This window comes from Streptomyces sp. CA-251387, assembly GCF_050936625.1.
In the GTDB taxonomy this organism is placed as follows: Bacteria; Actinomycetota; Actinomycetes; order Streptomycetales; family Streptomycetaceae; genus Streptomyces.
In genome coordinates this window covers 8,194,604-8,221,429 of record NZ_JBNJMJ010000001.1, presented here as the reverse complement: position 1 = coordinate 8,221,429, position 26,826 = coordinate 8,194,604, and the positions used below count along the sequence as shown (strand labels likewise).

Here is a 26,826-nt window from a genome sequence, read left to right as displayed (position 1 = left end):
TCATCCGGCCGGTGCGCTCCCGTCGTGCCGGGTGGTGTGGTCGGTGCCGGACGAGGGGCGGGGGTGCGTCTCGGTCATATGGGCCGGCTCCATGGGTGATACGTCCATGGGTGGCCGGGGAGTCATGGGGGTCACGTCTGTGTGGAGTGCATCCAGGGAGGTCGGGCGCAGGCGTGTGGGTTCGGGACGACCTGGGTCGAGGCTCGTCGGCTCGAGCCGGATCGACGCCGGGCGCACGGACTCCAGGCGGGTGGGCTCGGAGGGGCCGGAGTCCGGGCGGGTCGGTTCCGGGTCGGACGTGGGGTCAGAGGCCGTGTGTCGTGGGGGCGTGTGTCGTGGGGGCGTGTAGGTGGGAGGGGCCGGGTGGGTGGTGGTGGTTGGGGTGGCGTCGGTGTGTGCCGAGTCCATGTGGCCCGTGTCCGTGTCCATATGGGTCCAGCTCACATGGCCAGACGTTGTGTGCCCCGAGGCCGTGTGGCCTGACTCCATGTGCCCCGACGCCGTCTGTGTCGCGCTGCCAGACGTCATGTAGGAGGCGTCCATGTGGCCTGCGCCTGTATGCCCCGCATCCATGTGTCCGCCACCCATACGCCCATAGCGAGGCTCCCCGGGTCCGGGATCCCTACGCCCCAACTCGGTGGAGTCGCAGGCCATGTACCCGCCACCCATGTGCTCGCCCCCCATGTACTCGCCATCCATGACCCCGGCGTCCGCATGCCCGGCATCCAGTCGGCCGACATCCACGTGCCGCGCATCAAGGCGTCCGGCGTCCAGACCCCCAACCTCCACATGTCCAACGTCCATGTGCGCCGCCTCCACGTGCGCCGCCTCCATGTGCTGCTGCGTCTCGGCGAGCCCGATGCCCCGCTGGAACGCCGCCATCAGCCCCGGGTCGTGCCCGGCGAGGTAGTCGGATTCCTGGCGCGGTGCGGGGCCGTCACGGAGCTGGGGCGCGATGTGTTCCTGGGCGCGGCGCCGGGGCAGTTGAGGCTTGCCCATGGTGCCGCGGACGGTGCCGGCGCGCGGGGCCGGCGGTGTGGCCGTGTTCTCCTCGACGATCCGGCGCTCGTCGGGCCTGATGCCGGGCCGCGCCTCCGCCGGGTTGGCCCGCTCTTCACCGGCACCGCGCACGGGCAGCGGCGCCGGCCCGCTGCCGTTGGCGCGGGCAGCCGCGCCGCTCACGCCGGTCTGAGGCTGCCGCCGGCGCGGCGCTCCCGGCGACGCCTCGGCCGCACCGCCCTGCCCGCCCGCCGAGGCGGCCGACGCGGGCTGCCGATGCTGCTGGGGCGGCACCGGCGTCTGCTGCGGACGTGCCTGCGACGGGGAGTGCGGCGATGCGGTCGTGCCCGCCGCACCATGCCCCTCCTGCGCCTCCGGTGCCCGCCCCGTGCCTCCCCGAGCCCCGGGCTCCGCCCCCAACAGCCCCTGCGGCACGACGAGTACGGCCTGGACACCGCCGTAGATGTTGGTCTGGAGCCGCACGTGGATGCCGTGCCGCTTGGCGAGCTGCGACACGACGAACAGCCCGATGCGCCCGTCCGCCAGCAGACTGGCGACGTTGACCTGGTCGGGGTCGGTGAGCAGGGCGTTCATCCGGTTCTGCTCGGCGACGGGCATGCCGAGCCCGCGGTCCTCGACCTCGACGGCGAGCCCCGAGGTCACGAGGTTGGCGCGGAGGAGCACTTGGGTGTGCGGGGCGGAGAACACCGTGGCGTTCTCGACGAGTTCGGCCAGCAGATGGATCACGTCGGCGACGGCGTGCCCGCGCAGGGTGCCGTCGATCGGCGGCACGAGCTTGACCCGCGAGTACTGCTCGACCTCCGCGATGGCCGAGCGCAGGACCTCGGTCATGGAGACGGGATTGCTCCACTGCCGGCGGGAGACGGCGCCGCCGAGCACGGCGAGGTTCTCGGCGTGGCGGCGGATCCTGGTGGCGAGGTGGTCCACGTGGAAGAGCCCCTTCAGCAGGTCGGGGTCCTCGATCTCGTTCTCCAGTTCGTCGAGGATCGAGATCTCGCGGTGCACGAGTGACTGCAGGCGCCGGGCGAGGTTGACGAAGACCTCGAGCTTCTGTTCGCTGCCCGCCTGGCTGGAGAGCTGTGAGGCCTGGACGACGGCGGCGACGGCTCCGTCGTGCGCGCGGGCCAGATCCGCGGCAAGCAGTTCGAAGTCGTCGGCGCCCTCGGGCGGACCACTGCGCGACTTGCGGTTCGGCGGGCCGTCTCCGCGCCGCAGCGCCTCGACGAGAGCCCGCAGATCGGCCTCGCCGCGCGCGCTGCTGCGGCGCAGTGCGCCGATGCGGTCGCTCACGGACCTGGCGGTGCGGTTGGCGGCCACTGCGGCGATCAGGATGCCCGCGAGGGTCACCGAGACCGCGCCGGAGAGCACGGCCCACAGGGTGAGGCTCGGCCGTGCTCCGGTGGTGCGCACCACGAACAGCACGGCGGCACAGGCGCTGAGGGCCACCGCGACGGGCGGCAGCACGGCCAGACGCAGCAGTTGGGGCCGTATGTGGGTCTCGGGCAGCGCGGGTGCGGTGCGGGTGGCCGGGCGCCCGTGCCGCCCGCCCTCACGGCGGTCTGCGCGTGCGGCCGGGGCGCGGAGTTGAGACATCGGGGTCCTCGTACTGGTCCGTCGGTCGGGAGCCTTGGGGGTGCGCGCGGTCTGCGCGGCCCGGGGCATGCGCCATCGCAATGTCGGTCGACAGAGCCGACGCGATTCGGCTCCGCGTCGCCCGACGGACACTCACAGTAGTCGTCTCCGCATCATGTGCGGTGGGCAGTTGACAAAGTCCCGCAGGCAGCGTCCCGCTCTGGTATGAGGTCTCGTACGACAGACCGATAACCCGCCCCACCGTTCGCCCATATGGAGCACCCGAACGATCGGAGCTGGTCAGAAGTGGTCACGAAGAAAAGTCGGGGTGGGGCACGTCCTGTGCCCCACCCCTCGTGGACTTCCCGTTTTCCCCGCTCGCGATCGTCCCTGCCGGGACGGTTCAGCACCCGCGCTTCCAGTTCTCCGTAGCCCCGGCACGTCACCGGCCGTAGCGGCGCACGCCGCACCGCATGCGCCCCGACGCTCTCCTACGCGCCCGGCGCGAACCGTCCCGCGAAGGCGCGCTCAGCCCACATCCGCGACGTCCGGGCTTCCCTGGACGACCGCCGTGCTGTCCGCGCTGTCCGTGCTGTCCTGCCCCGGCGCGACCGGCGGCCACGCCGGCCACCCCTCGGCGGGCGCCTCGGCCACCTCACGCCACCACGGCGTCACGGGCGGCACTGCGGCCGGCTCGAACGGCTCGCCGCAGCGCGGGGCCGCCATCGTGACCCCGGCCTTGTGCGTCGCCCGCATCATCCACTCCCCCGGCTCCGCCCACGGATGCGTCGCCAGGTTGAAGGTCCCCCAGTGGATCGGCAGCATGACGCCCACGGCCGGATCGCCGCCCTGCAGATCGAGATGGGCCCTGACGCCCTCGTCCGGCGTCATGTGGATGTCGGGCCAGAAGTCCGAGTAGGCGCCGACCTGGATCATCGTGGCGTCGAACGGGCCGTGCTCGGCGCCGATGTCCTTGAAGCCCTCGAAGTAGCCGGTGTCACCGCTGTGGTAGATCCGGTGCTCGTCCGACGCGACGGCCCAGGACGCCCAGAGGGTGTGCTGCGTGTTGCGCAGTCCGCGGCCGCAGAAGTGGCGGGCCGGGGTGGCGGTCAGGGTGAGTCCGCCGACCTTCGTCGTCTCGTGCCAGTCCAGCTCGCGCAGCCGGTCGGCGGACACGCCCCAGTGTTCGAGGTGGGCGCCGACGCCGAGCGGTACGGCGAAGAGCGTGTCCGTGCCGGCCAGTGCCTTGATCGTGGGCAGGTCGAGGTGGTCGTAGTGGTCGTGCGAGATGACGACGACGTCGACCGGACCGAGCGCGGCGAGCGGTAGCGGCACAGGGTGCAGCCGCTTGGGCCCGACGAAGGGGAACGGGGAGCAGCGCTCGCCCCAGACCGGATCGAACAGCACACGGTGGCCGTCGATCTCCGCGAGGACGCTCGAGTGCCCCATCCAGGTCAGGCGCAGCCCGCCGACGGGAGGCTTGGCCAGGTCCGCGTATGTGGTGGGGTGCACCGGCACGGTGCCCTTCGGGGCACGGCGGGGCCGGGTGTCCTTGTCGAAGAAGACCTTGGCGAACTCCAGCATCGAGCCGGAGGGCCGGGTGCGGGCGACGCCTCCGGGGTTCTGGAAGACCCCGTCCCTGAAGTGCGGCGATCTGCGGATGCGCGCCATGCGCTCACCGCTCGGGTCCACGCCGAAGGCCTCGGGCCGCAGGGCACGCAGCCCGGAGCTCGGGAGACGGAAACCGGCCACGGTACCTCCAGCTGGAGTCGGTGAGGCCTTCCATTATGGTCGGCCGCTCCGACAACCCCGCGCGCCCCCGACGAGCTGCCCCGCCGCTGAACAACCCTTCAGTGCGTTGACATGCTCTCGCCTCAACTTCGATACTGACCCGTCGTTCAGTAACCGCGCGCAGCGGCGCAGCGCCCCTCCCCACCGGAGCCCCCATGACCACCCCACTCCTGTCGCTCACCTGGACCGACCACGTCACCGGCCGCCAGGGCTTCCTGGTCGTCGACCGGCTGGTGCGCGGCGTGTCCAGCGGTGGGCTGCGGATGCGGCCGGGCTGCACGCTGGACGAGGTCGCCGGGCTCGCCCGCGGCATGACCATGAAGGAAGCCCTGCACTACGACCCCGAGGCCCGCTACGTCCCCCTGGGCGGCGCCAAAGGCGGCATCGACTGCGATCCCCGGGACCCGGAGGCGTACGGGATCCTGGTGCGCTACCTGCGGAGCATGCGGCCGTACATCGAGAGTTTCTGGACCACGGGCGAGGACCTCGGCCTCTCCCAGGACATGGTCGACCGGGCGGCGGCCGAGGCAGGGCTCGTCTCGTCCGTCCAGGCCGTGTATCCGCTGCTCGACGACGAGGCCGGCGCCCGGCGGCGGCTCGCGGACGCGTTCGGGGTCGAGGTGGACGGCATGGGGCTCGACGAGCTGGTCGGCGGCTGCGGGGTCGCCGAATCGGTGCTCACGGCCCTGGACCGGGCAGAAGTGCCGTACTGGAGGACCCGCGTCGCGGTGCAGGGCCTCGGGACCATGGGCGGCGCCACGGCGCGCTTCCTCACGCGCGCGGGGCTCACCGTCGTGGCCGTCGCCGACATCAAGGGCACCATCGCCAATCCGGCGGGCCTCGACGTCGAGGCACTGCTCGCGGCGCGGGACCCGTACGGCACGGTCGACCGCGCCGCGCTGCGCCCCGGCGACCGCGAACTGCCGGGCGACGCCTGGCTGTCGGCCGAGGCGGAGGTACTGGTGCCGGCAGCCGTCTCCTACGCGATCGACGCGGCGAACCAGGGGAGAATCACGGCCCGTTGGATCGCCGAGGCGGCCAACATGCCCGTACGGCCCGAGGCGGAGGAGCTGCTCGCCGAGCGGGGCGTCACGGTACTGCCGGACGTCGTGGTCAACTCGGCCACCAACGCCTGGTGGTGGTGGACGCTGTTCGGCGACATCGGCGCGGACGCGGACGAGGCCTTCGCCCACACGCGACGCTCCATGCGCGCCCTGACCGACCGCACTCTGGCCCGCGCCGAAGCCGACGGAACGACGCCCCGGGCCGCCGCGCATGCCATCGCGGCGGACCGGCTGCCGGTGATCGCCGAGCGGTTCGGCTGGCACCGGTGACGCCATCACCGCGCGCGATAGGGGTGCCCCCTCTGGGGAGGTACGCGCCAGGCGCCACCCAGGCGGGCGGGAATTCGCCGACAGGGCCTAGGGTGACGAAGTGGCAAGAGTGCGGTTGAGCGTGGCGGAGCGGCGTGAGGAGTTGCTGCGGGCCGCCGTGGAGCAGATAGAGGCGCGGGGCGTGGCAGCGGTCAGGATCGCCGACGTGGCCTCGGCGCTCGGGGTGAGCAACGCGCTGGTGCTCTATCACTTCGCCACGAAGGAGAAGCTGGTCGCGGCCGCGTTCACCCATGCGGCCGAGGGCGACCTGGCCCGGTTGCGCAGACTCCTCGGCCGCCGTACGACGGCGCTGCGCCGGCTGCGGGCGGCGGTGCGCTGGTACGCGCCGACCGGACAGGCCAAGGGCTGGCGGCTGTGGATCGAGGGCTGGGCGGCGGCGCTGCGCGAGCCCGCACTGCGGCAGGTCACACGGGAACTGGACCGGCAGTGGAAGGCCGCCCTCGCCGAGGTCATCGCCCAGGGCGTGGCCGCGGACGAGTTCCGCTGCCCCGACCCCGCCGGCACGGCCCTGCGCCTCACGGCTCTTCTCGACGGGCTCGCCGTACAGCTGACGTCGTACCCGGGCGCGGTGTCACGCGCGCGTGCCCAGGAGTGGGTGGACGAGGCACTCGCCCGGGAACTCGGGCTGAAGCGGGAGGCGTTGACAGCGTCGGCGCGGTGAGGTCGCCTATCGCCGAGCGGTCGGTCCCCCACGGACACGGCAGCCGTGTGGGCGTTCACCACGGCCACGGCCAGCCGCGTGGGCGTTCATCACAGCCACGACAGCCGCGTGGGCCACGCCCCCGAACAGGACGCGGCCCACACCAACGACCACTAACGACGCACCGTCTCAAGCCACCGATTCGATCCGCATCTTGATGTCGTCCGGCGACAGCGCTCCCTTGGCCGTCACATGGTCGCCCGACGACTCGCCCCGCAGACGCCGCCCGATCCACGGCACCAGGTACTCGCGCGCCCAGTGGACGTCGTCCCGGCGGATCTCGAGGGTGCCACGGGGCGGAAGCGGCGGCCAGGGCTGGTCCGGGTCGGCCGGGACCTCCAGGCCGAGGACCTGCCCCGCGCGGAGCGCCACGCGCGTGTGCCCCTCGGGAGAGAGGTGCAGCCGGTCGTCGTCCCAGGCCCGGCGGTCCTGGATGGTTTTCAGGGACCACAGGTCGAGCACGGGGCAGCCGTACCGGTCGGCGATGGCCCGCACATGGCCGTTGTAGGTGGCGATCTTGCCGCGCAAATGCTTCAGCACGGGTACGCCACGGGTGTCGAAGCCGGTCGTCACCATGACGGTGCCGACCGCGGAGGTGAGCCGGGCGATCGCCCGCTCGAAGCGCTCGGCCACCTCGTCGGGGTCGGTGCCGGGCCGGATGATGTCGTTGCCGCCCGCGCAGAACGAGACCAGGTCCGGGGCCAGTTCCACAGCCTGCGGGAGCTGGTCCTCCACGATCTGGTCGAGCAGTTTGCCGCGCACGGCGAGGTTGGTGTAGTTGAAGTCGCCCTCGGGCCGCCGGTCCGCGAGCAGCACCGCGAACCGGTCGGCCCAGCCGACGAACGCCCCGTCGGGGCCGGGGTCGCCGACGCCCTCGGTGAAGCTGTCCCCCACCGCGACGTACGACCCGATCTCTGATCTGCTGTCACTCTTCGAATCGCCTGCCACACGGGCATGATTCACCTTTGAATGTGACTTACGCGACCGTAAGGAAGGGTTGACGGGCGGTGAGATAAGCCACTCCTAAAGTGTTGGCCAAACCTGGAATAAGCCTCTGATCAGGGGCGTTTTAGGCTCAACCGCCACACCCGGAAGTCGCTGATCCGGAAGTGGCTCCATACGGTCCGGAACGCGAAGTGCCCGCTGCGGTAAGGCTCTTGGTCGACGTAGTCGAAGACGAGCCGTCCGTTGTTCCACCACCGCACGGTCGACCCGTCGGAGACGACACGGACCCGGTTGGGCTGGTTGGGCACCAGCAGCGGCTCGGTGTAGTCGTAGATCAGCGGGCGGGCTCCGACCTCGCCGACGTACCGGCGCAGTCGCGTCGTGGTGTTGTAGTTGGCGCCGTAACCGGCGTAATAGGTCTTGAGGTAGTCGTACTCCGCCAGCGCACCGCCCCGCTGCGTGGCGAACAGGTCGTCCGGGGAACGGACGTCGGTGGCGTTCCAGAAGTTGTTGAGGTCGGACACACGGTCGTTGGCCCCGCCTTCCGACACGGCGGTGGCCGTGTACTCAAGGAGGTACGGCCCTTCGAGGCGTCTCCTGAACCACACCGTGGCACCGCTCGGCACGTCGATCTCCAGCACACCGCGCGACGCGGTGATCGTGCCGCCGTCCTGCAACTCGGTCACCCACTGGGCGAGGCCATGGCGGAAGTCGTCGTGGGCGATGAGCCGGCGGTGGGACGCGGCACCCGCCGCGCCCGCGGGAGCAAGTGCGCCCAGGGCGGCCCCAGCCGCGAGGATTCCGAATGCTCTGCGCGTGGTCGTCACGAACGGGACTCCTTCATAGGGGCGTTGACCTTAGAAAGCGCTTGCAGCGGCTGAGCGGAGATCACTCTTCCCCATCACCCCCTTCCTGTCGACACCCCGGACACGCCGAAGGCCGGACCCGGGGATCAGGGTCCGGCCTTCGGCGGCGTGTCAGGCGATGGGAGTCCCCCCGCTCGAGCGAAGCCGAGAGCGGGGGAGTCGGCGCGGGTCAGCCGATGGCGACGCCCTTGGAGCGGAGGTAGGCGACCGGGTCCACGTCCGAGCCGTAGTCCGGCGTGGTGCGGATCTCGAAGTGCAGGTGCGGGCCGGTCGAGTTGCCGGTCGAGCCGGAGAGGCCGACCTGCTGACCCGCCGTCACGGTCTGGCCGGCCGAGACGGAGAGCGAGGACAGGTGGCCGTACTGCGCGTAGTAGCCGTCGGCGAGCCGGATGACGACCTGGTTGCCGTACGCGCCGGCCCAGCCGGCGGAGACGACGGTGCCCGCGCCGACCGCCTTGAGCGGGGTGCCGGTAGCGGCGGCGAAGTCGACGCCGGTGTGGTAGCCGCTCGACCACATGCTGCCCGCCACCTTGTACGCGGTGGCGACGGAGGCCGCGGAGACGGGGGCGCTGAAACCACTGGCGGGGGCGGTGTCGGCGCTCTCAGCGGCCTTGGTCGTCTTAGAAGCGGAGGACTTCGCGGCGGACGAGTCCGACGACGACTTCGAGGACGACTTCGAGGACGACTTCGGGGACGAAGAGGAGGACGACGGCGAGGACTTGGGGGCGCTCGTCGCGGCCTTCTGGCCGCCGATCGTGAGCTTCAGACCCGGGTGGATCAGCGACGGGTCCTCGCCGACGGCCTCGCGGTTGTCGGCGTAGAGCTTCTTCCAGCCACCGCTGACGTTCTGCTCGTCGGCGATCTTCGAGAGATAGTCGCCGACCTTCACCGAATAGGTCCGCACACCCGTCTTCTTCTCGGTGGCCTCCTTCTCGGCCGCCTTCTTCTCGACGACCGGAAGGGACTGAACGGCCTTTTCCGAAGCGGACTGCGAGGGAGCGGCATGGGCGCCGGTGGCCCCGAAGAGCGGGAGGGCGAGAGCGGCGCCGCCGGTTCCGGCGACGGCGATGGAGCGGGTGAGGCGCGGGGACTTCGGGCGGCGGTGCTTACCCTTCGCGGGCATGGCGAATTCCTCTCCGGCGCCTGCGAGGTGAGCTGTCGGGTGCGGGCTGGAGATGCCCGGCCGCGCCGTAACGCGGCTTTACCCCTAGCCTGTTCCGGAGACCGGAACAGGCGGTTGTACCTGTGGGTCCCCCGCTCCTGCCATGGTCGGGTGAGTCGGTGCGGGCTCCGGTCGGCGGCAGGATTCGGCGTCCGTCCGGATTGGTGGCGAACGTAAGCGAGGAAGACGCACGGGAACAAGTGAGAGGTTCCGTCCGAATGCGTTCCTGTTGATCCCTTGTGGGAATTCCCGGTCACCCTGAGTGAATTATCGGCGCGTCGCCCGGCACAAAACCCCTTGAAAATCACGTGAATTACGTGAACATGACGGGCGACGCTCGGTCACGAATATGACGCTCCTCACGTGACGCCGCTCCAGCTTTCCTCAATCCAGAGCGAGTTGGAATGAAGGCACCAATTCGGACAGAACAACTAGATGCGACGCAGTCGGATAACTGCCGCATCAAGGTCGCCGTGCAATCCGGTACGCAGTCCGTGATGCAGCAATACGGCACCTCTGTGAACTTCGCCCGTTTCGCGGCATTCGTACGATGCTGTCGGGTCGAGCCCCCTCAGCCGCAGCGCCGGTACGGCCTCGCCGTAGCTCTGCGCCTGGAGCCAGGCGAGGACGACGGTCTCGTCACCGAGGACGTACTGCACCGCGCTCAGCCCACCCCGCGGAGGCCGCAGCCGGTACAGATCCCCGCGCTGCACGAGGGGCCGGATCTCCTTGTAGAGCTCCACCCACTCCCGGGCCTCGGCAAGCTCCGCCTCGGTCCACTGCGTGAGGTCGCCGCCGACGCCGAGCACCCCGGCCATGGCACTCACGAACCGGAAGCGCAGCGAGCTGACCCGGCCGTTGAGCTGGTTGTTCGGACTGTCGGTGACCCACGCCGCCATGACCCGCGCCGGATGGATCTGGCTGAAGCCGTGCTGGATGGCGAGCCGGTCGAGCGGGTCGGTGTTGTCGGACGTCCACACCTGGTCCGTACGGCTCAGCACGCCCAGGTCGATCCGGCCGCCACCGCCCGAGCAGGACTCGAAGGCGACGCCCGGGTGAGCGGCGCGCAGCCGGTCCAGCAAGGCGTAGAAGGCGTGGACGTGGTCCACCCAGAGCCGCTGCGGGTACGGCTCGCCGGGCCAGCCCGCGTCGGTGAAGCAGCGGTTGAAGTCCCACTTCACGTAGTCGATCGGGGCGCTGGAGAGGAGCCCGTCGAGCTGGTTCCAGAGGTACTCCTGGACGTCTTCGCGGGCGAGGTTCAGTACGAGCTGATTGCGGAATTCCGTCCGCTTTCGTCCGGTCTGGTACTGCACCCAGTCCGGGTGGGCGCGGTACAGCTCGCTGTCCGGATTGACCATTTCCGGCTCGACCCAGATGCCGAACTGCATGCCGAGGGCGTGCACATAGTCGGCGAGCGGCTTGAGGCCGTTCGGGAAGCGGTCCGGGTTGGGCGTCCAGTCGCCGAGTCCGGCGCGGTCGCTGGTGCGCGCCCCGAACCAGCCGTCGTCCACGACGAACAGCTCGACACCGATGGCCGCGGCCCGCCGCGCGAGGGTGCCCTGCTGCTCCTCGGAGATGTCGAACTCGGTCGCCTCCCAGGAGTTGAACAGCACGGGCCGGTCCTGATCGGCGTCAGGGATCACATGGGCGCGCTGATAGGCGTGCCAGGCCCGGCTCGCGCCCCCGAAGCCGCCGTCGCTCCACAGCCCGGCGAAGACGGGCGTCACGAACGACTCGCCCGCCGCCAGCCGCAACAGACCCGAGTCGTCGTATCCGGCCCCGCCGGTGATCTGCACGCGCGCGTCCGGCAGCTGGGCCACCGCGATCCGCCAGGACCCCGACCAGGCGAGGGCGCAGCCGTACACCTCACCGCGCTCCTCGGTGGCGTCGGTGTCGAGCGCGACCCATGGCAGGAGCGGGTGCCCGGTGTGGCCGCGGCGGCTGCCGAGGACCTTCTCACCGTAGGTGAGGGACGACTGCGTCAGCCGGGACTCCGCCGCCCAGCGTCCGTGCAGCTGCGACAGCCGCCAGTCCTCGCGGTCGGGCAGGGTCCAGGTGGCGGAGTCGGCGCGCAGCAGCTCCAGGTCGGGCCCCTGGTTGTCCAGGGTCACCCAGCGTTCCACGACGTCGTCACGCATCCGGTAGTGCAGCGTGATGCCCAGCCCGCCGTCCCGGAACCGCAGCCGCAGTTCCCCGCCCTGAGCACCCCCCGCGCCCTCGACGCTCTCCGCGCCCTCGGTCTCGTACGCCTCGAAGGTCCACTCGGTGCCGCGCCGCTCGTCGGTGCGCACGGACAGGGCCGGCCGTACGAAGCGGGGGCCGCCCTCGACGGGGTACTCCTCGTGTCCGTCGAGCGGGGACTCGAAGCCCCGGTACTGCGGAAGCGCCCGGGCGGCCAGTTCCTCGGCGTCGGCCAGCGCGATGCGCGGGCCCCAGTGGAGGTGCAGCAGCTCGTCGCCGTCCGTGAGATGGAGGGCGTAACTGCTGGTCGGCCCGGAAAGAACCCAGGTACGCCCGTGGTCGGAGATCTCCAGCATCAAGCCCTCACATATTCGAACAGGTCCGATCAAGCCGGAACATCATCACGGGCCGCGAGCCTCCGATGCAACGCCTGTGGACAACTCATTGCCCCAGGAAGCCATGTCGTATGGTCGAGAGCGCACCCCGTCGGCCGCACCGCCGAGCCGCGCCGGCGGGGCCGACTGGGAGGAGCCCCCGTGACGCAGCAGATCCCGTCGACCGAGCCCGAGCTGGCCGGAGTCCGCAACTTCCGGGATGTGGGCGGCCTTCCGACCGTGGACGGACGGCGGGTGCGGTACGGGGTGCTGTTCCGCAGCGGCCACCTCGCGCACGCGACCGAGGAGGACGCCGCCTTCCTCGGCTCCCTGGGCCTGCACACGATCTTCGACTTCCGCAACGCGGCCGACCAGAAGCTCGAGGGTCCGGACGTCGAGCTGCCGGGCGTGCGCAATGTGAATCTGCCGCTGAGCGACCCGGCGGACGGCGCCGAGTTCTGGAAGATGGTCCGCGACGGCGACATCGACCAGTTGCGGGAGATCCTCGCGGACGGCAAGGCCGCGAACCGGATGATCGACTCGTACCGCAGGATCATCAAGGAGCGCACGGCCGAGCACTCCCAGGTACTGCAGGCGCTCACTGATGACAGCGTCCCCGCCCTCATGCACTGCGCCGCGGGCAAGGACCGCGCCGGCCTGTCCATCGCCGTCACGCTGCTCGCCCTCGGCGTCGAGCGCGAGGCGATCCTCGCCGACTACCTGGAGTCCAACGCCAAGCACCGCCGCTACAAGGTGCACCGCAGCAGCAGCGCCGCCTCGGCCTACTCCCCCGAGGTCATGGAACTGCTCAGCCCGCTGTTCGACGCGCGCGCCGAGTACCTGACGGCGGCCTTCGAGACGATCGAGGAGACGTGGGGCGGCGTCGAGACCTACCTGGAACAGGGGCTGGGGGTCACCCCGGAGGCCCGGGAGCGGCTGCGGGAGCGGCTGCTCGACTGAGCCCGGGCCGGTGCCGGGCGACCGCCGCGCCCCTCCTGCCGGACGACCGCCGCTCCCTCTGCCGCGCCCCTGCCGCTACTTCGCTCCTGCCTCGAACAGCAGGTAGATGAACGCCGCGAAGAGATGCCCCACCGCGATGTAGATGATGAGCCGCACCCACAGGGCACGCGGGAACTTCTCCTCCATGTCGCTCATGGCGTCTCTCCAGGGGTGGGGCCCAGGCACAGGGTGGCCGTGGGGCTCTGCAGCAGGGTGTGGACGAAGAGGAGCTCGACCCCGCCCTCGTCCTGGGCGGCGATGCGGTGCGGGGTCAGCGAGTCGAAGTGCGCGCTGTCGCCGGGGGCGAGCCGGTGCGTGGTGTCCCCGAGGCGCAGCCGAAGCCGCCCCTTGAGCACGTACAGCCACTCCTCGCCGGGGTGCACGCGCACGATGTCGCCCTGCGAGCCGTACGGCACATGGACCCGCAGGGCCTGCATCCCGCGCCCGGGCGCACCCGCCTGCCAGTACGTCCAGCCACCGGCCGCGGTCGGCTCCATGTCGGCGGCGCGCACGACGGCGTCCCGGTCGGCGACCGTCTCACCGAGCAGCTCGGAGACGGTCGTACCGTAGATACGCGCGAGCGCGAGCAGCATCGGCAGTGAGGGCTGGCGCCGCCCGGTCTCCAGGCGGGAGAGGTGGGCGGGCGACAGCCCGGCGGCGCGGGCCGCGGCCTCCAGGGTGAGGGAGGCGCGGCGGCGCAGCGCGCGGAGCTGGGGCGCGACCGCGGGAAGGGCCTCGGGCGGCCCGTTCACCGGCTCGGCCGCGACACCGGGCGGCTCGGTCTCGGGAGAGCTCATGCTCTCCATTCAGCCGAAGGTTTGCCCCACCGGCAAATTTCTTGCCTGAGAGGCAAAGACCCTCGCCCTATCCGACGCCTACCGGTTGGCCACCGCCTGCTTGATCAGGGTCTTGCCGAAGTCCCACATCAGACCGCCGCCGCTGTGCGCGTCGTCCATCACATCCGTGAAGGCGTCGACGAACCGGTCCACCTCCCGTTCGCCGATGATCAGCGGCGGGATGAGCTTGATCACCTCCAGGTGGTCCCCGGAGACCTGGGTGAGGATCCGGTGCCGCCGCAGCAGCGGTACGACCACCATCTGTGCGAACAGGCCCTTGCGCGCGGCCTGCAACATCGTCCAGCGGCTGCGCAGCTTCAGCGAGTCGGGACGCCCGAACTCGATGCCGATCATCAGTCCCCGGCCGCGGACATCGGCCAGCAGCTCGTACTTGTCGGTCAGCGCCGCCAGCCGGGACTTCAGCTGCTCCCCCCTCGCCCGCGCGTTCGCGACGATCTGCTCGTTCTCCATGACGGACAGCACGGCGAGCCCGGCCGCCATGGCCTGCGCGTTGGACCCGAAGCTCGCCGAGTGGACGAGGACCCGGTCCATGGACGAGTAGACCTTTTTGAAGATCCAGTCCTTGCCGAGGGTGGCGCCCACCGGCACATACCCGCCGGAGAGCGCCTTGGCCACGCACACCAGGTCCGGCTCGACACCGTCCTCGTGCTGGTAGGCGTAGAAGTCGCCGGTCCGGCCGAGCCCCGTCTGCACCTCGTCGGCGATGAGCAGCGCCTTGTGCCTGTGCAGCAGTTCCTGGGCGGCCCGCAGATAGCCGGGCGGGGCCTCGTGCACACCCTTGCCCTGGATGGGCTCAACGATCAGGGCCGCGACATCGCCCTGCTTCAGCTCCCGTGCCAGGGCCTCGAGATCGCCGAGCGGTACGGCCGTGTCCGGAAGAAGCGGGGCGAAGCCGTCGCGGAAGCCGGACTCGCCGTTGACGGACAGGGAGCCGGTGGTCAGCCCGTGGAAGGCGTGGTCGCAGTACAGGATCCGCGGCTTCCCGGTGACGAACCGCGCGAACTTCAGCGCGGTCTCCACCGCCTCCGTGCCGCTGTTGCCGAAGAACACCCGGTCCAGGTGCGGGCTGTGGACGAGCAGCTTCTCGGCCAGCAGCCCGGGCAGCGGCTGGCAGTCGAAGCGGGTGAGGTCGGCGAGGGAGGCGTCGAGGACGTCGTGCAGCGCCTTGCGGACGACGGGATGGTGGCGCCCCAGGCCCATCACCCCGAACCCGGCGAGCATGTCCAGGTAGTCGTCGCCGTCCGCGTCCCAGAAGTACGCGCCCTCGGCCCGCTCGTAGACCTTGTCGAAGCCGATGGTGTGCAGCATGCGCGGGAGCTGGTGGTTGAGGTACCTGCTGTGCAGCTCGTAGCGCTCGGCTCCGCGCTCGGCGAGGAGTCTGCCGAGGTCGAACTCCGTGGTCATTCCGCTTTCTCCTTGACTGGCACGGCGGCAGGACCGTCATGACTACGACCGTCATGACCACGACCGCTTTGGCCGCCGGCGGCCCGCTCGGTGCCGGCCAGGGTGTCCTCGGCCTCCTTGAGGGCGAGGCTCGCGCTGATCCGTCCGGCGACCTCGACGGGCGTGAGCCCGATGTCGGCGAGCACCTCACCCCGCTTGGCGTGCGCCAGGAACTGCTCCGGGATGCCGAACCGCCGTACGGGTACGTCGACCTCGGCATCGGCCAGCGCCAGTGCCACGGCGGCGCCGACTCCGGACGACCGGCTGTTGTCCTCGACGACGGCCACCAACCGGTGATCGGCGGCAAGGGGCGCGAGGGCGGGGTCGACCGGCTTGACCCACCGGGGGTCGACGACGGTGCAGTTGATGCCGCGTGCCTGCAGCAGCTCGGCGGCCTGGAGGCACACCGGGGCCATCACGCCGACGGCGACGAGGAGGACGTCCGGCTCGCCCGCGTCCCGATGGAGCACGTCCAGGCCTCCCACCCGGTCGACCGCCGGGATCGACGGCCCCACCGACTCCTTCGGGAACCGCACGAGGGTCGGCGCGTCGTCGACGGCCACCGCTTCTCTCAACTGGGCCCGCAGCTGGTCGGCGTCGCGCGGCGCGGCGATCCTGAGTCCGGGCACGACCTGGAGGATGGACATGTCCCACATGCCGTTGTGGGAGGGCCCGTCGGCGCCCGTGACGCCGGCCCGGTCCAGCACGAAGGTCACCCCGCACCGGTGCAGGGCGACGTCCATCAGCAGCTGGTCGAAGGCGCGGTTGAGGAAGGTGGCGTAGATGGCGACGACGGGGTGCAGCCCGCCGGTCGCCAGCCCGGCCGCCGACACGGCCGCATGTTGCTCGGCGATCCCCACGTCCCACACCCGGTCCGGGAACCGCTCCGCGAACTTGCCGAGCCCGACGGGGTGCAGCATGGCCGCCGTGATCGCCACGACGTCCTCCCGCTCCTGACCGATCCGCACGATCTCGTCGCCGAACACCGAGGTCCACGACGGCCCGTTGGACGGCGCGAGCGGCTCGCAGGTCAGCGGGTCCATCACGCCGACGGTGTGGAAGTGGTCCTCCTCGTGCGCGAGTGCGGGTTCGTAGCCGCGCCCCTTCTCCGTGAGGCAGTGGATCAGCACGGGTCCGTGGAAGCGTTTGGCCCTGCGCAGCGCCGACTCGACGGCTCCGATGTCATGCCCGTCGATCGGGCCGACGTACTTCAGGCCCAGGTCCTCGAAGAGCCCCTGCGGCGCGAACGCGTCCTTGAAGCCCTTCTTCGCACCGTGCAGGGCCTCGTAGACGGTGTTGCCGATGACGGGCGTGCGCTGGAGTACGTCCTTTCCCCAGGCCAGGACCTTCTCGTAGCTGTCAGTCGTGCGCAGGGTCGCGAGATGGTTCGCGAGGCCGCCGATGGTCGGGGCGTACGACCGTTCGTTGTCGTTGACGACGATGATCAGCGGCCGGTCCTTGGCGGCCGCGATGTTGTTGAGCGCCTCCCAGGCCATCCCGCCGGTCAGCGCCCCGTCGCCGATCACCGCGACGACGTGCCCCTTCTCCCCCTGCACCTGACGGGCCTTGGCGAGCCCGTCGGCCCAGCCGAGCGCCGTGGAGGCGTGGCTGTTCTCGACGATGTCGTGCTCGGACTCCTCGCGCGAGGGATAGCCGGACAGGCCGCCCTTGCCGCGCAGCTTGGAAAAATCCTGACGCCCCGTCAGAAGCTTGTGTACGTAGCTCTGGTGACCGGTGTCCCAGACAATGCGGTCGACGGGCGACTCGAAGACCCGGTGGAGTGCGATGGAGAGTTCCACCACCCCCAGGTTGGGCCCGAGATGTCCGCCGGTCCTGGCGACCGCGTGCACCAGGAACTCCCGGATCTCGTCGGACAGTTCACCGAGTTCCGCCTCGGACAGCGCCTTCAGGTCACGTGGTCCCCGGATGCTCTCCAGAATCGTCACGCTCGGGCCCCCTCTCGGTCCGTGCCTTGCTTCAACTCACAGTCACTGCCGGTTTCCCCGTGACGGTGGGGGCGCCCGATGCGGCCCCGTCCTGCTCCATCTGTTCGGCGATCTTCATCGCCTCCTCGATCAGGGTCTCGACGATCTTCGACTCGGGCACGGTCTTGATGACCTCGCCCTTGACGAAGATCTGGCCCTTGCCGTTGCCGGAGGCGACCCCCAGATCGGCCTCGCGGGCCTCGCCGGGACCGTTGACCACACAGCCCATGACGGCTACCCGCAACGGCACTTCCATGCCTTCCAGACCGGCCGTGACCTCGTCGGCCAGCTTGTAGACGTCGACCTGCGCACGCCCGCACGACGGGCAAGAGACGATCTCCAGGCGTCGCTGCCTGAGCCCCAGCGACTCCAGGATCTGGATGCCGACCTTGACCTCTTCGGCCGGCGGCGCGCTCAGGGACACCCGGATCGTGTCGCCGATGCCCCGCGACAGCAGCGCCCCGAAGGCGACCGCCGACTTGATCGTGCCCTGGAAAGCGGGACCGGCCTCGGTCACCCCGAGGTGCAGCGGATAGTCGCACTGCTCGGCGAGCAGCTGGTAGGCGCTGACCATCACGACGGGGTCGTTGTGCTTCACCGAGATCTTGATGTCCCGGAAGTCGTGCTCCTCGAAGAGCGACGCCTCCCACAGGGCGCTCTCCACGAGCGCCTCGGGCGTCGCCTTGCCGTACTTCTGCAGCAGCCGCTTGTCGAGCGAACCCGCGTTGACGCCGATCCGGATCGGCGTGCCGTGGTCCTTGGCGGCCCGCGCGATCTCCTTGACCTTGTCGTCGAACTGCTTGATGTTGCCGGGATTGACCCGTACGGCCGCACAGCCCGCCTCGATCGCGGCGAACACGTACTTCGGCTGGAAGTGGATGTCCGCGATCACCGGGATCTGCGACTTGCGGGCGATCGTCGCGAGCGCGTCCGCGTCGTCCTGCGTCGGGCAGGCGACCCGGACGATCTGGCAGCCGGAGGCCGTGAGCTCGGCGATCTGCTGGAGGGTGGCGCCGATGTCCGACGTACGCGTCGTCGTCATCGACTGCACCGACACCGGGGCCCCGCCCCCGACCGCCACCGGACCGACCTGGATCTGCCGCGACACACGCCGCTCGGCGATCGGCCGGACCGGTACCTCGGGGACGCCCAAGGGGATGGCGGTCATGACGTCACTCCCGGTTCCCGGAGACCGTCTCGCGCATGGCGCGCAGCGACTCCTTCAGCGAACCCATGGTGGCGAGGACGGCGGTGGGCTCGTAGCCGCAGTGCGCCATGCAGTTGGCGCAGCGCGGGTCCTTGCCGCGGCCGTACTTGTCCCAGTCGGTCTCCTCGATCAGCTCGCGGTACGTCGACACGTAGCCGTCGGCCATCAGGTAGCAGGGTCGCTGCCAGCCGAAGAGCGAGTAGTTGGGGATCGCCCACGCGGTGCACGGGAAGTCGACCTTGCCCTCGAGGAAGTCGAGGAACAGCGGGGAGTGGTTGAGCCGCCAGCGGCGCCGGTTGCCGCCCGCGAAGGCCTTCTTGAACAGCTCGCGGGTCTGCTCCACACCGAGGAAGTGCTCCTGGTCGGGGGCCTTCTCGTAGGCGTAGGCGGGCGAGATCATCATCTCGTCGACCTTCAGGTCGTCGTTGAGGTAGTTGAGGACCTCGATGATGGTCTGCGGGGTGTCGGTGTTGAAGAAGGTGGAGTTGGTGGTGACCCGGAAGCCGCGCTTCTTGGCCTCCTTGATGGCCTCCACCGCCTCGTCGAACACGCCTTCCTTCGCCACCGACTCGTCGTGGCGCTCGCGCAGACCGTCGATGTGCACGGCGAAGGCGAAGTAGGGGGAGGGCTTGAACTTGTCCATCTTCTTGCGCAGCAGCAGGGCGTTGGTGCACAGGAAGACGTATTTCCGCTTGGCCACCAGCTGCCGCACGATCTCGTCGATCTGCGGGTGCATCAGCGGCTCACCGCCGGCGATGGACACCATCGGCGCACCGGACTCGAGCACCGCTCCCACGGCCTGCGCGACGGGCATGCGCTGCTTCAGCACTCCGGCCGGGTGCTGGATCTTGCCGCAGCCCTCGCACTTCAGATTGCAGGCGTACAGCGGTTCCAACTCGACGATGAGCGGAAACTTGTCCCGCCTGCGAAGCTTCTGTTCGGCCAAGTAAGTAGCGACCTTGATGGACTGACGCAGCGGCATGGCCATCTGGCTCACCTCCTGGGGAGCAGCAAAGAACGGTGCCATTCATAGAAAGCAGGCAGAACGGAACGAAGTACGCGGAAAGCCGATATTCCACCGCGCAACGTGCCGATCCGGACGAGTTCATGTTCTGGAGCGTCCACGACCACCCGGACAGCCGCAACCGGGCGCTCGCCCGTGCGTACGGCGCTCAGGAGCGTGGCCGCCGACTCCATGTCGACCGCGATTGCGCCGGTCGAGAGCAGGTCGGACCGCTCCTGACCGCGGATGACGTGGTCGGAGCCGGTGAGTGGTCCGGTGTGGACAGTGCGGCCGGGGACGGTGCGCACGAGCTCCTTGACGAGGAGGTCGGTCCCGACGCACGGAACGGTTCCCCCCGGATCCCGGGTCTCCTCGGCGACGACCAGATCACCGGGGTGCATACCGGGGGCGAGTCCCGCACAGAAACCCGTGGCGAGCACGGCGGCCGCACTGAGGGCGGGATCGGTCAGCACACGGGTGACGGAGCGTTGGGCCGCCCGGGGCCCCATGCCCGTACGGAGCACGGTGACCGGCCCGCCGGCCCCGCCCCGATCGCTCGTGCGCAGGGCGAACTGCTCGATGCCGAGCGCGCAGGCGATCAGCAGCGGGGCCGGGGCGGGCGGGGTGCTCATCAGCTCCCCTTGTGCCGGTCGGAGAAGGGCTCTCCGTGGACGTACCGGCCCAGTGCGGTGAGCGGGAACACCTGCCGGTAGAGGTGGTAGTTGATCGAGAAGTCCCACGGGAAGCCCGTCCCGGTGAAATACGGCTCGTCCCAGGAGCCGTCCGCCAACTGGGTGGCCGCGAGCCACTCGATGCCGCGTTCGACGGCCTTGGAGTCCTTCTCCCCCGCGGCCAGCAGCGCCATCAGTGCCCATGCCGTCTGTGAGGCGGTCGAGGCGCCCTTGCCGCTCCACTCCTCGACGTACTTGTAGGAGCGCAGGTCCTCGCCCCAGCCGCCGTCGTCGTTCTGGACGGACTCCAGCCAGGCCACCGCGCGGCGGATCGCCGGGTGCGAGCCCGGGATGCCGACGGCCACCAGGGCGGGGACGACGGATCCGGTGCCGTAGACGTAGTTGACGCCCCAGCGCCCGAACCACGAGCCGTCCGGCTCCTGTTCGGCGAGCAGCCACCGGATGCCGCGCCGGGTGCGCGGGTCATGGGCCAGCCCCTCGACCGCGAGCATCTCGACGACGTGCGCGGTGACGTCCGCCGACGGCGGGTCGATGACCTCGCCGAAGTCGCAGAACGGCAGCCGGTTGGGGAACGGGCTGGTGTTGTCGACGTCGAAGGCGCCCCACGCCCCGTTCTTCGACTGCATGCCGAGATTCCAGCGCACCCCGCGCCCGATGGCCTTCTCCACCCGCTCCGGGTCGTGGTGCTTGATCCGGCGCAGCGCGAGGACCACCTCGGCGGTGTCGTCGATGTCGGGGTAGTTGTCGTTGTGGAACTCGAACGCCCAGCCGCCCGGCGGCAGCCCCGGCCGTCGTACGGCCCAGTCGCCGGGCCGGACGATCTCCTCGCCCAGCATCCAGTCCGCGGCCTTGACGAGCTGCGGATGGTCGGCGGGCACGCCCGCGTCCACCAGCGCGATGGTCGCGAGGCACGTGTCCCACACCGGGGACTGGCAGGCCTCGATCATCCGGGCCCCGTCCTCGCGCCAGACGGCGAAGCGGTCCAGCGACGCCAGTCCCTCGCGCATGACAGGGTGTTGGAGGTCGTAGCCGAGCAGGTGGAGCGCGATGATCGAGTAGACGGCCGGCGGCTGGATGCCGCCCCAGCAGCCGTCGTTCTCCTGCCGCTCGATGATCCAGCGGGCGGCGCTGTTCATGGCGGCCTTGCGCAGTCTGCGCGGGGCGACCTTGCGCAGCCGGTGCAGGGCCTTGTCGAGCCGCTGGAAGGCGCCGTCCCAACTGGCCGCGGGCGCAAGGGGCTTGGGCGGATTGGGGTTGTCCGGGTCGGTGTGCAGTTCGTCGAGCGGGAAGGGCGCGGGCCGTACCGGGCGCTTCGCGGAGACGATGGTCAGCGGGACGATGGTCTGCCGGGCCCAGCAGCCGAAGTCATAGATGTTGAGCGGGAACCACTTCGGGAAGTAGATGAGCTCCGGCGGAAGTTCGGGCAGGTCCTCCCACTTCCACCAGCCGAAGAGGGCCAGCCAGATCCGGGTGAAGACCCGGGCGGCGGCGATGCCGCCCTGCTCGCGGATCCAGGCGGAGGCCTTCGCCATGTGCGGGGCGTCCGACGCGTCGCCGGCCAGGCGGAGCGCGACGTACGCCTCGACGGTGGTGGAGAGTTCACCGGGACCGCCGTAGAAGGTGCCCCAGGTGCCGTCCTCGCGCTGCTCGCCGCGGATGAAGAGGGCGGCGGCCTGCGTGGTCTTGTCGTCACGGATGCCCAGGAACTGACGGAGCAGCAGGTCCTCGGCGTCCATGGTGACGTTCGTCTCGAGGTCGCCCTTCCACCAGCCCTGGGCGTCCTGCTTCGCCAGCAGGAAGTCGGTGGCACGCCGGACCGCGCGCACGGCGGCTTCCTGTACCCCGGCCGCCCCGGGGGTCTGTGTCTCGGTGTCGCTGGCCGCGGCTGCCCGGGGCGGCGGTGCCCCGGTGCTTCCGTCGGTCGTCGCTGTCATGGCTTCCCCTTCGTGCAGTGCTCCAGGTAGTGCGTCTGCTGTGGGTCCGCCGTCGGCCGGTGCGCTTCTTCCAGCGGCACCGGCCGGCGACTACGCGAGGGCTATTCGACCGATACTGATCATCTCTTTTCGCCCGGTGATCATCTCTTTCGTACGACGACGAAGTCGGCGAGCGCCGTGAACTGTGCCCGCACCCGGTCGGGCATGTCGACGGCGTCGAGGGCCTCGACGGCGATGGTGTGCTGGCGGCGTGCCTCTTCGGCGGTCCACTCGCGGCCGCCGGCCTCCTCGATGAGGGCGGCGCGGGCCGCGAACTCCTCCTCGGAGAAGGTCTCGAAGTCGCTGCTCTTGGCGTCGGCGGCGAGGATCTCGCCGAGCCGCTCGGAGGCGGACCCGCCTGCCGCGAGGGCGGCCACGACCGGCAGGGACTTCTTGCGCTGGCGCAGGTCGCTCCAGGTCTGCTTGCCGGTGGAGACCGGGTCGCCCCAGATGCCGAGGAGGTCGTCGACGGCCTGGAAGGCGAGGCCGAGGTGGTAGCCGTACTTCTCCAGGGTGTCGGCGGTGCGGTCGTCCGCGCCGCCGAGCACGGCGCCGATGGAGCTGGCGCAGGCGAGCAGGGCGCCGGTCTTGTTGCCCTCCATCTCCAGGCACTCCTCGACGCTGACGCGGTCGCGGTGCTCGTAGGAGATGTCCTGCGCCTGACCGTCGATCAGGGCGCGGGTGGCGGTGGTCAGGCGGCGGGTGGCGCGGCCGGCCTCGACGGTGCCGAGTTCCAGCAGCACCTCGTTGGCCAGGGCGAACAGGGCGTCGCCGACGAGGATGGCCTGGGCGGGGCCGTGCACCTTCCAGACCGTGTCGCGGTGGCGGCGCTGTTCGTCGCCGTCCATCAGGTCGTCGTGCAGCAGGGAGAAGTTGTGGACCAGTTCGACGGCGACGGCGCCGGGGATGCCGACCTCGGGCGCGGCGCCGGTGACCTCGGCGGAGAGCACGGCGAGGGCGGGGCGTACGGCCTTGCCGCCGTCGCCGGCCGTGGGGTTGCCGTCGGCGTCGATCCAGCCGAAGTGGTAGGCGGAAACGGTGTCCATGGGAGGGGCCAGGCGGTCGATCGCCGCCCGCAGTACCGGTGTGGCCAGGGTCCTCCCGCGCTCCAGGAGCGCGGTCACGTCCACCGCGGTCTCTCGAGCGGCCTTCTCGGCCGGGGGCACAGTGGGCACAGTCTCTCCTCTTGTTGCGGTACCGGGGGTGCGGGGGCCTGCCGCCGTGTGCTGGTTCAGCATCATGCCGCCTCCTCGACGTCGAAGAGGTGGCTGGGGCGGGGCCGGCCCAGGGCGCTCAGCGCGGCGCCGGCCGCACTCACGCCACTGCGGACCGCACTCTCCATGGTCGCGGGCCACCCTGTGGCGGTCCACGCTCCGGCCAGGTAGAGGCCGGGTGCCTTGGTACGGGCGCCGGGCCGCAGCCGCCCGACACCGGGAGTGGGAGCGAACGTCGCTGTGCGCTCCCGGGTCACGAAGAAGTCCTTCACTTCCGCGCCGCGCGCCCTGGGCAGCAGCCGCTCCAGCTCGGGCAGATACCGCTCGCGCAGTGCGGCGACGGGCTCGTCGATCTCGTCCTGCGCGGCAGACTGCGACAGGGCGAGGTACTGCCCGTGCCGCAACCCGGAGGCGTCGGTCCGGTCGAACACCCACTGCACGGGGGTGCCGAGCGCGGCGAAGAACGGCCGGCTGAGCACCTTGCGGTCGTACACGACATGGACGTTGAGGATCGGAGCCGTGCCGATCTCCAGCAGTTGCTCGGGCGCGTCGAGGGCACCCCCGGGCAGCAGGTCGTACGCCTCACGCTGGGCCACGGCGAGCACGACCGCGTCCGCCCGGAGCGTCTCGCCGGGAACCCGGACGCTCCAACGTCCGTTCTCGTCAGGGGAGATGGAGGTGACGCGTGTACGGACCTCGATACGGACGCCCGCGGAGTCGAGCGCCTTGCGGGCCAGCCGGTCATGCAGTTCGCCCAGCGGGACGCGCGCCCAGCCGATGTCGGCCGCGCCCGGGTCGGACAGCAGACCGGTCTTGAACACCATCGCGGCGAGCCCCAGCGAGGCGTCGCCGGCGACCGCGTTGAGGGTGGCGACCCCGACCAGGTCCCACAGGGCCTCGACAGCACGCGCCGACTGACCGTGCGCGGCCAGCCAGCTGCCGAAGTCCTGGTCGTCCAGGGCGGGATCGGCGAGGTCGAGCCCCTTGAGCGCGAGCGCGGCACGTCCGACCTTGGCGCGATCGGCGAGTGACAGATGCGGATACGTCGCCAGGCTCCGGCCCAGGTGCAGGGGTACGGGCAGCGCGTCGCGCCGCAGCCTGCCGAGCCGCCGCCCCTCGGGCCGCGCGACGTCGAGTACGGGCACGTGGAGACGATCCTGCAGCGGCGCCAGCGCCGACCCCTCGATCCGGTCGAGGAACCAGCGGTAGGCGGTGCAGCAGCGCAGGTACACGTGCTGGCCGTTGTCGACGGTGAGGTCGCCGCGCTGGAAGGAGAAGGCCAGGCCACCGAGTCGCGGCCTGCCCTCGATCAGGGTGACGCGCACTCCGGCGTCGGCGAGCGCGAGCGCGGCGGTGATGCCGGCGAGCCCACCGCCGACCACGACGGCGTCCCGCCCGGAGCCTCCGGGGATGTCCGCGAGCGCCTCTTCGCGCCGCATGGCGTCGGTCATCGTGCACCCTCCCCTGCGCGACCGCCGCACCGGTGCTTGAACGCTGCACGGCCGGTCGTCTCAGTCAGGGACGCGGCCCGGCACCGGAGGGTTGCCCGCCACTTTTCGCCGATGGCATCACCTTGGACCGTAATGTCCATCAGGCACGCCTCCTGACGGTACGACGGGTCATGTGCCGGGTGTCCAGACCGCTCAGGCCGCGCACGGCGACGTATGCCTTCTCGCGCCCGGGCAGCGAGACGCGGCCGCGCAGCACGGCCTCCGGGTCGCGCTCGATGCGGTCGAGGAGACGGCGGTAGATGCCCGCCATGGCGGCGACACAGGCGCCGCTGCGCCGGTCGAGCATGGGCAGCAGCCGGTAGCCCTCGGCGAAAAGAGCGCGGGCCCGACGCACTTCGAAGTGCACGAGGCCCGCGAAGTCGGAGCCCTCCGGTGGTGTCGGCCCGCTGAAGCCGACCGAGCAGCCGAACTTGGCGAGGTCGTCGGAGGGCAGATAGGTGCGCCCGCCGACGGCGTCCTCGCGAACATCCCGCAGGATGTTGGTGAGTTGCAGCGCGAGCCCGAGCGTGTCGGCGTACTCGGGCGCGCGCTCGGCGCCGCGCGCCCCCGGTTCCGTGCCGAACACACCGAGCGAGAGCCGCCCGATGGCGCCCGCCACGCAACGGCAGTAGACCTTCAGGTCGTCCCAGGTCTCGTAGGTCTCGCCGCGCACGTCCATCAGGACGCCGTCGATGAGCTCGTCCAGGCCGCCGAGCGGGATCGGGAAGGTGTCGGCGGCGTGGGCGAGGGCGACGGCCACGGGATCGATGTCGTCCTCGTCGACCGCCCCGTCGCGGATCCGGGTCAGCAGCTCCCGGGTGTCCTCGAGTCTGGCGACCTTGACCTCGTCGGTCAGCGCGCCGTCGCCGATGTCGTCGACGCGGCGCGAGAACGCGTACAGCGCCGACATCGCGCGGCGCTTGGGCGTGGGCAGCAGTCGGATGCCGTAGGCGAAGTTACGGGCCTGCTGTCCGGTGACGGCCTCGCAGTAGCTGTAGGCGGCGAGTACCGGTGCGGACGCGTGTGGTGCAGACTCCACGGTCCGGATCACCCCTCTCCTCGCAGAGTCACGCCCACCTCGCGCAGCAACTGGAGCTTGCTGGCCTTGGGCGGGCCGGGAAGTACGTCGTATTCGGCGGCGGCGATCGCACGGATCGCCGCCCTTCCCCCCGCCACGAAACCCGCGAGCAGCAGCTTGAGCCTGCCGTGGACGCTACCCACCAGGGGGGTGCCTTCATTCAGGAGGTGCTGGGCACGTTCGGCTTCGTATGCAACCAGGGCGCGCACCGATGCGCCTGCCGTTTTCGCCGCGAGATCGGTTTCGTCCACGTGAAAGCGCTTCATGTCCGCGGCGGGCAGATAAATCCGGTCACGGGCGAGGTCCTCGGCGACGTCCTGGAGGTGCTCGACGATCTGCAGCGCCGTGCACACCGCGTCGGAGCGGCGGATCCGCTCGGGCGTCTCGGTGCCGGTGACGGCGAGGACGAGACGGCCGACGGGATTGGCGGACAGTTCGCAGTAGGCAAGGAGATCGTCGTAGGTCTCGTACCGGCCCACGAGCTGGTCCTGGCGGTTGGCGGCGATCAGGCCGAGGAAGGGCTCGGGGGTCAGCGAGCGACGGCGGACGGTCGGCTGGAGGCGGCGCAGCAGGGGGTGACGCGGGGTGCCGTCGAAGACCCGGCGGAGGTCGGCCTCGAAGGCGTCGAGGAGGACCAGGCGGTCCCCGGCATCCTCGGCCGACACGCCGAGCAGACGGGCGTCGGCGCCGCCGGGAGCGAGATCGCCGTCGCCGATGTCGTCGACGAGGCGGGCGAAGCCGTAGACGGCCATGAGGTCGGCGCGCCAGGCCCTGGGCAGGAAGAACGGCGCCACGGGGAAGTTCTCCGCGGCGGCCTTGTCGAGCGTCCCGCGCTCCGGATCAGCTGCGCGCGCGCCGGGTCCCGTCACCGTGGACTGCC

The 26,826-nt window shown here is 70.7% G+C and carries 22 protein-coding genes and 1 riboswitch; of the genes, 3 read left to right on the top strand and 19 right to left on the bottom strand.

All coding sequences use genetic code 11. The features are described from left to right. Together ACQEV2_RS36465 and ACQEV2_RS36460 are read right to left on the bottom strand one after the other, a co-directional pair. Positions 1-2,613: an ATP-binding protein gene (locus ACQEV2_RS36465; protein WP_433051574.1), complete on the bottom strand. Its 2,613-nt coding sequence runs from the start codon at positions 2,611-2,613 to the stop codon at positions 1-3. Positions 2,614-3,120: 507 nt separating this feature from the next. Next, positions 3,121-4,344, bottom strand: a complete 1,224-nt coding sequence (locus ACQEV2_RS36460) for an MBL fold metallo-hydrolase (protein WP_433051571.1) — start codon at positions 4,342-4,344, stop codon at positions 3,121-3,123. 194 nt (positions 4,345-4,538) lie between these two features. Here ACQEV2_RS36460 and ACQEV2_RS36455 point away from each other — a divergent pair, with 194 nt between their 5' ends. Beyond that, positions 4,539-5,717: a Glu/Leu/Phe/Val dehydrogenase dimerization domain-containing protein gene (locus tag ACQEV2_RS36455; RefSeq protein ID WP_433051568.1), complete on the top strand. Its 1,179-nt coding sequence runs from the start codon at positions 4,539-4,541 to the stop codon at positions 5,715-5,717. A gap of 100 nt (positions 5,718-5,817) precedes the next feature. Then, a complete protein-coding gene (locus ACQEV2_RS36450) occupies positions 5,818-6,438 on the top strand; it encodes a TetR/AcrR family transcriptional regulator (RefSeq protein ID WP_433051565.1) in 621 nt (206 codons plus the stop codon). Between the two features lie 168 nt (positions 6,439-6,606). Here the strand turns inward: ACQEV2_RS36450 and ACQEV2_RS36445 are convergent, their stop codons facing one another. The 4 genes from ACQEV2_RS36445 to ACQEV2_RS36430 form a co-directional block, all read right to left on the bottom strand. After that, entirely contained in the window at positions 6,607-7,425 is an 819-nt protein-coding gene (locus ACQEV2_RS36445) for an SGNH/GDSL hydrolase family protein (RefSeq protein WP_433051562.1), read from the bottom strand. Positions 7,426-7,535: 110 nt separating this feature from the next. Further along, positions 7,536-8,249: a DUF6250 domain-containing protein gene (locus ACQEV2_RS36440; protein ID WP_433051559.1), complete on the bottom strand. Its 714-nt coding sequence runs from the start codon at positions 8,247-8,249 to the stop codon at positions 7,536-7,538. A gap of 208 nt (positions 8,250-8,457) precedes the next feature. Beyond that, complete coding sequence (locus tag ACQEV2_RS36435) at positions 8,458-9,411, bottom strand: LysM peptidoglycan-binding domain-containing M23 family metallopeptidase (RefSeq protein WP_433051556.1); 954 nt, start codon at positions 9,409-9,411, stop codon at positions 8,458-8,460. 4 nt (positions 9,412-9,415) lie between these two features. Beyond that, a riboswitch (cyclic di-AMP (ydaO/yuaA leader) is annotated at positions 9,416-9,574 on the bottom strand. A gap of 307 nt (positions 9,575-9,881) precedes the next feature. Further along, the gene (locus tag ACQEV2_RS36430; RefSeq protein WP_433051553.1) at positions 9,882-11,987 is read right to left on the bottom strand and encodes an alpha-galactosidase; all 2,106 of its coding nucleotides are present in this window, start codon (positions 11,985-11,987) and stop codon (positions 9,882-9,884) included. A 180-nt stretch (positions 11,988-12,167) separates the two neighbouring features. On the opposite strand from ACQEV2_RS36430, the gene ACQEV2_RS36425 reads away from it, so the two are divergent. Beyond that, the gene (locus ACQEV2_RS36425; protein ID WP_433051550.1) at positions 12,168-12,965 is read left to right on the top strand and encodes a tyrosine-protein phosphatase; all 798 of its coding nucleotides are present in this window, start codon (positions 12,168-12,170) and stop codon (positions 12,963-12,965) included. A 75-nt stretch (positions 12,966-13,040) separates the two neighbouring features. On the opposite strand, the gene ACQEV2_RS36420 is transcribed toward ACQEV2_RS36425, so the two are convergent. The 13 genes from ACQEV2_RS36420 to hpnC all read right to left on the bottom strand — a co-directional run bounded on the left by ACQEV2_RS36420 (position 13,041) and on the right by hpnC (position 26,815). Continuing rightward, entirely contained in the window at positions 13,041-13,160 is a 120-nt protein-coding gene (locus tag ACQEV2_RS36420) for a DUF6126 family protein (RefSeq protein WP_433051547.1), read from the bottom strand. Next, a complete protein-coding gene (locus tag ACQEV2_RS36415) occupies positions 13,157-13,801 on the bottom strand; it encodes a helix-turn-helix domain-containing protein (RefSeq protein ID WP_433051544.1) in 645 nt (214 codons plus the stop codon). The genes ACQEV2_RS36420 and ACQEV2_RS36415 overlap by 4 nt, the downstream gene beginning before the upstream one ends. A gap of 78 nt (positions 13,802-13,879) precedes the next feature. After that, on the bottom strand, positions 13,880-15,265 hold the full coding sequence (locus ACQEV2_RS36410) for an aspartate aminotransferase family protein (RefSeq protein WP_433051541.1): 1,386 nt from the start codon (positions 15,263-15,265) through the stop codon (positions 13,880-13,882). Continuing rightward, positions 15,262-17,250, bottom strand: coding sequence for a 1-deoxy-D-xylulose-5-phosphate synthase (gene dxs / locus ACQEV2_RS36405; protein WP_433051538.1), 1,989 nt, complete (start codon positions 17,248-17,250; stop codon positions 15,262-15,264). Before dxs ends, ACQEV2_RS36410 begins: the two co-directional genes overlap by 4 nt. A 31-nt stretch (positions 17,251-17,281) precedes the next feature. Continuing rightward, the gene (gene ispG, locus ACQEV2_RS36400; protein ID WP_433051535.1) at positions 17,282-18,457 is read right to left on the bottom strand and encodes a flavodoxin-dependent (E)-4-hydroxy-3-methylbut-2-enyl-diphosphate synthase; all 1,176 of its coding nucleotides are present in this window, start codon (positions 18,455-18,457) and stop codon (positions 17,282-17,284) included. A gap of 4 nt (positions 18,458-18,461) precedes the next feature. Further along, complete coding sequence (gene hpnH, locus ACQEV2_RS36395; protein ID WP_433051532.1) at positions 18,462-19,484, bottom strand: adenosyl-hopene transferase HpnH; 1,023 nt, start codon at positions 19,482-19,484, stop codon at positions 18,462-18,464. 5 nt (positions 19,485-19,489) lie between these two features. After that, positions 19,490-20,131, bottom strand: a complete 642-nt coding sequence (locus ACQEV2_RS36390) for a 1-hydroxy-2-methyl-2-butenyl 4-diphosphate reductase (protein WP_433051529.1) — start codon at positions 20,129-20,131, stop codon at positions 19,490-19,492. Further along, complete coding sequence (gene shc, locus ACQEV2_RS36385; RefSeq protein WP_433051526.1) at positions 20,131-22,125, bottom strand: squalene--hopene cyclase; 1,995 nt, start codon at positions 22,123-22,125, stop codon at positions 20,131-20,133. Before shc ends, ACQEV2_RS36390 begins: the two co-directional genes overlap by 1 nt. 140 nt (positions 22,126-22,265) lie before the next feature. Continuing rightward, positions 22,266-23,402 carry a polyprenyl synthetase family protein gene (locus ACQEV2_RS36380; protein WP_433055058.1) on the bottom strand — a complete coding sequence of 379 codons (1,137 nt, stop codon included), beginning with the start codon at positions 23,400-23,402 and terminating at the stop codon, positions 22,266-22,268. Beyond that, entirely contained in the window at positions 23,402-24,829 is a 1,428-nt protein-coding gene (gene hpnE / locus ACQEV2_RS36375) for a hydroxysqualene dehydroxylase HpnE (RefSeq protein WP_433051523.1), read from the bottom strand. The genes ACQEV2_RS36380 and hpnE overlap by 1 nt, the downstream gene beginning before the upstream one ends. Further along, positions 24,826-24,969 (bottom strand): DUF6380 family protein, encoded by a 144-nt coding sequence (locus ACQEV2_RS36370; RefSeq protein WP_433051520.1) that lies wholly within the window; start codon positions 24,967-24,969, stop codon positions 24,826-24,828. The genes hpnE and ACQEV2_RS36370 overlap by 4 nt, the downstream gene beginning before the upstream one ends. Beyond that, on the bottom strand, positions 24,969-25,919 hold the full coding sequence (hpnD, locus tag ACQEV2_RS36365) for a presqualene diphosphate synthase HpnD (RefSeq protein WP_433051517.1): 951 nt from the start codon (positions 25,917-25,919) through the stop codon (positions 24,969-24,971). Before hpnD ends, ACQEV2_RS36370 begins: the two co-directional genes overlap by 1 nt. Beyond that, a complete protein-coding gene (hpnC, locus tag ACQEV2_RS36360) occupies positions 25,916-26,815 on the bottom strand; it encodes a squalene synthase HpnC (RefSeq protein ID WP_433051514.1) in 900 nt (299 codons plus the stop codon). The genes hpnD and hpnC overlap by 4 nt, the downstream gene beginning before the upstream one ends. Positions 26,816-26,826: the final 11 nt, after the last annotated feature.

Bases quoted from the DNA above. Each gene is read 5' to 3' on its own strand.
- ACQEV2_RS36465 (WP_433051574.1), bottom strand. From the start codon at position 2,613: ATGTCTCAACTCCGCGCCCCGGCCGCACGCGCAGACCGCCGTGAGGGC.
- ACQEV2_RS36455 (WP_433051568.1), top strand. From the start codon at position 4,539: ATGACCACCCCACTCCTGTCGCTCACCTGGACCGACCACGTCACCGGC.
- ACQEV2_RS36435 (WP_433051556.1), bottom strand. From the start codon at position 9,411: ATGCCCGCGAAGGGTAAGCACCGCCGCCCGAAGTCCCCGCGCCTCACC.
- ACQEV2_RS36430 (WP_433051553.1), bottom strand. From the start codon at position 11,987: ATGCTGGAGATCTCCGACCACGGGCGTACCTGGGTTCTTTCCGGGCCG.
- ACQEV2_RS36420 (WP_433051547.1), bottom strand. From the start codon at position 13,160: ATGAGCGACATGGAGGAGAAGTTCCCGCGTGCCCTGTGGGTGCGGCTC.
- ACQEV2_RS36415 (WP_433051544.1), bottom strand. From the start codon at position 13,801: ATGAGCTCTCCCGAGACCGAGCCGCCCGGTGTCGCGGCCGAGCCGGTG.
- ACQEV2_RS36410 (WP_433051541.1), bottom strand. From the start codon at position 15,265: ATGACCACGGAGTTCGACCTCGGCAGACTCCTCGCCGAGCGCGGAGCC.
- ispG (WP_433051535.1), bottom strand. From the start codon at position 18,457: ATGACCGCCATCCCCTTGGGCGTCCCCGAGGTACCGGTCCGGCCGATC.
- hpnH (WP_433051532.1), bottom strand. From the start codon at position 19,484: ATGGCCATGCCGCTGCGTCAGTCCATCAAGGTCGCTACTTACTTGGCC.
- ACQEV2_RS36390 (WP_433051529.1), bottom strand. From the start codon at position 20,131: ATGAGCACCCCGCCCGCCCCGGCCCCGCTGCTGATCGCCTGCGCGCTC.
- shc (WP_433051526.1), bottom strand. From the start codon at position 22,125: ATGACAGCGACGACCGACGGAAGCACCGGGGCACCGCCGCCCCGGGCA.
- ACQEV2_RS36380 (WP_433055058.1), bottom strand. From the start codon at position 23,402: ATGCTGAACCAGCACACGGCGGCAGGCCCCCGCACCCCCGGTACCGCA.
- hpnE (WP_433051523.1), bottom strand. From the start codon at position 24,829: ATGACCGACGCCATGCGGCGCGAAGAGGCGCTCGCGGACATCCCCGGA.
- ACQEV2_RS36370 (WP_433051520.1), bottom strand. From the start codon at position 24,969: ATGGACATTACGGTCCAAGGTGATGCCATCGGCGAAAAGTGGCGGGCA.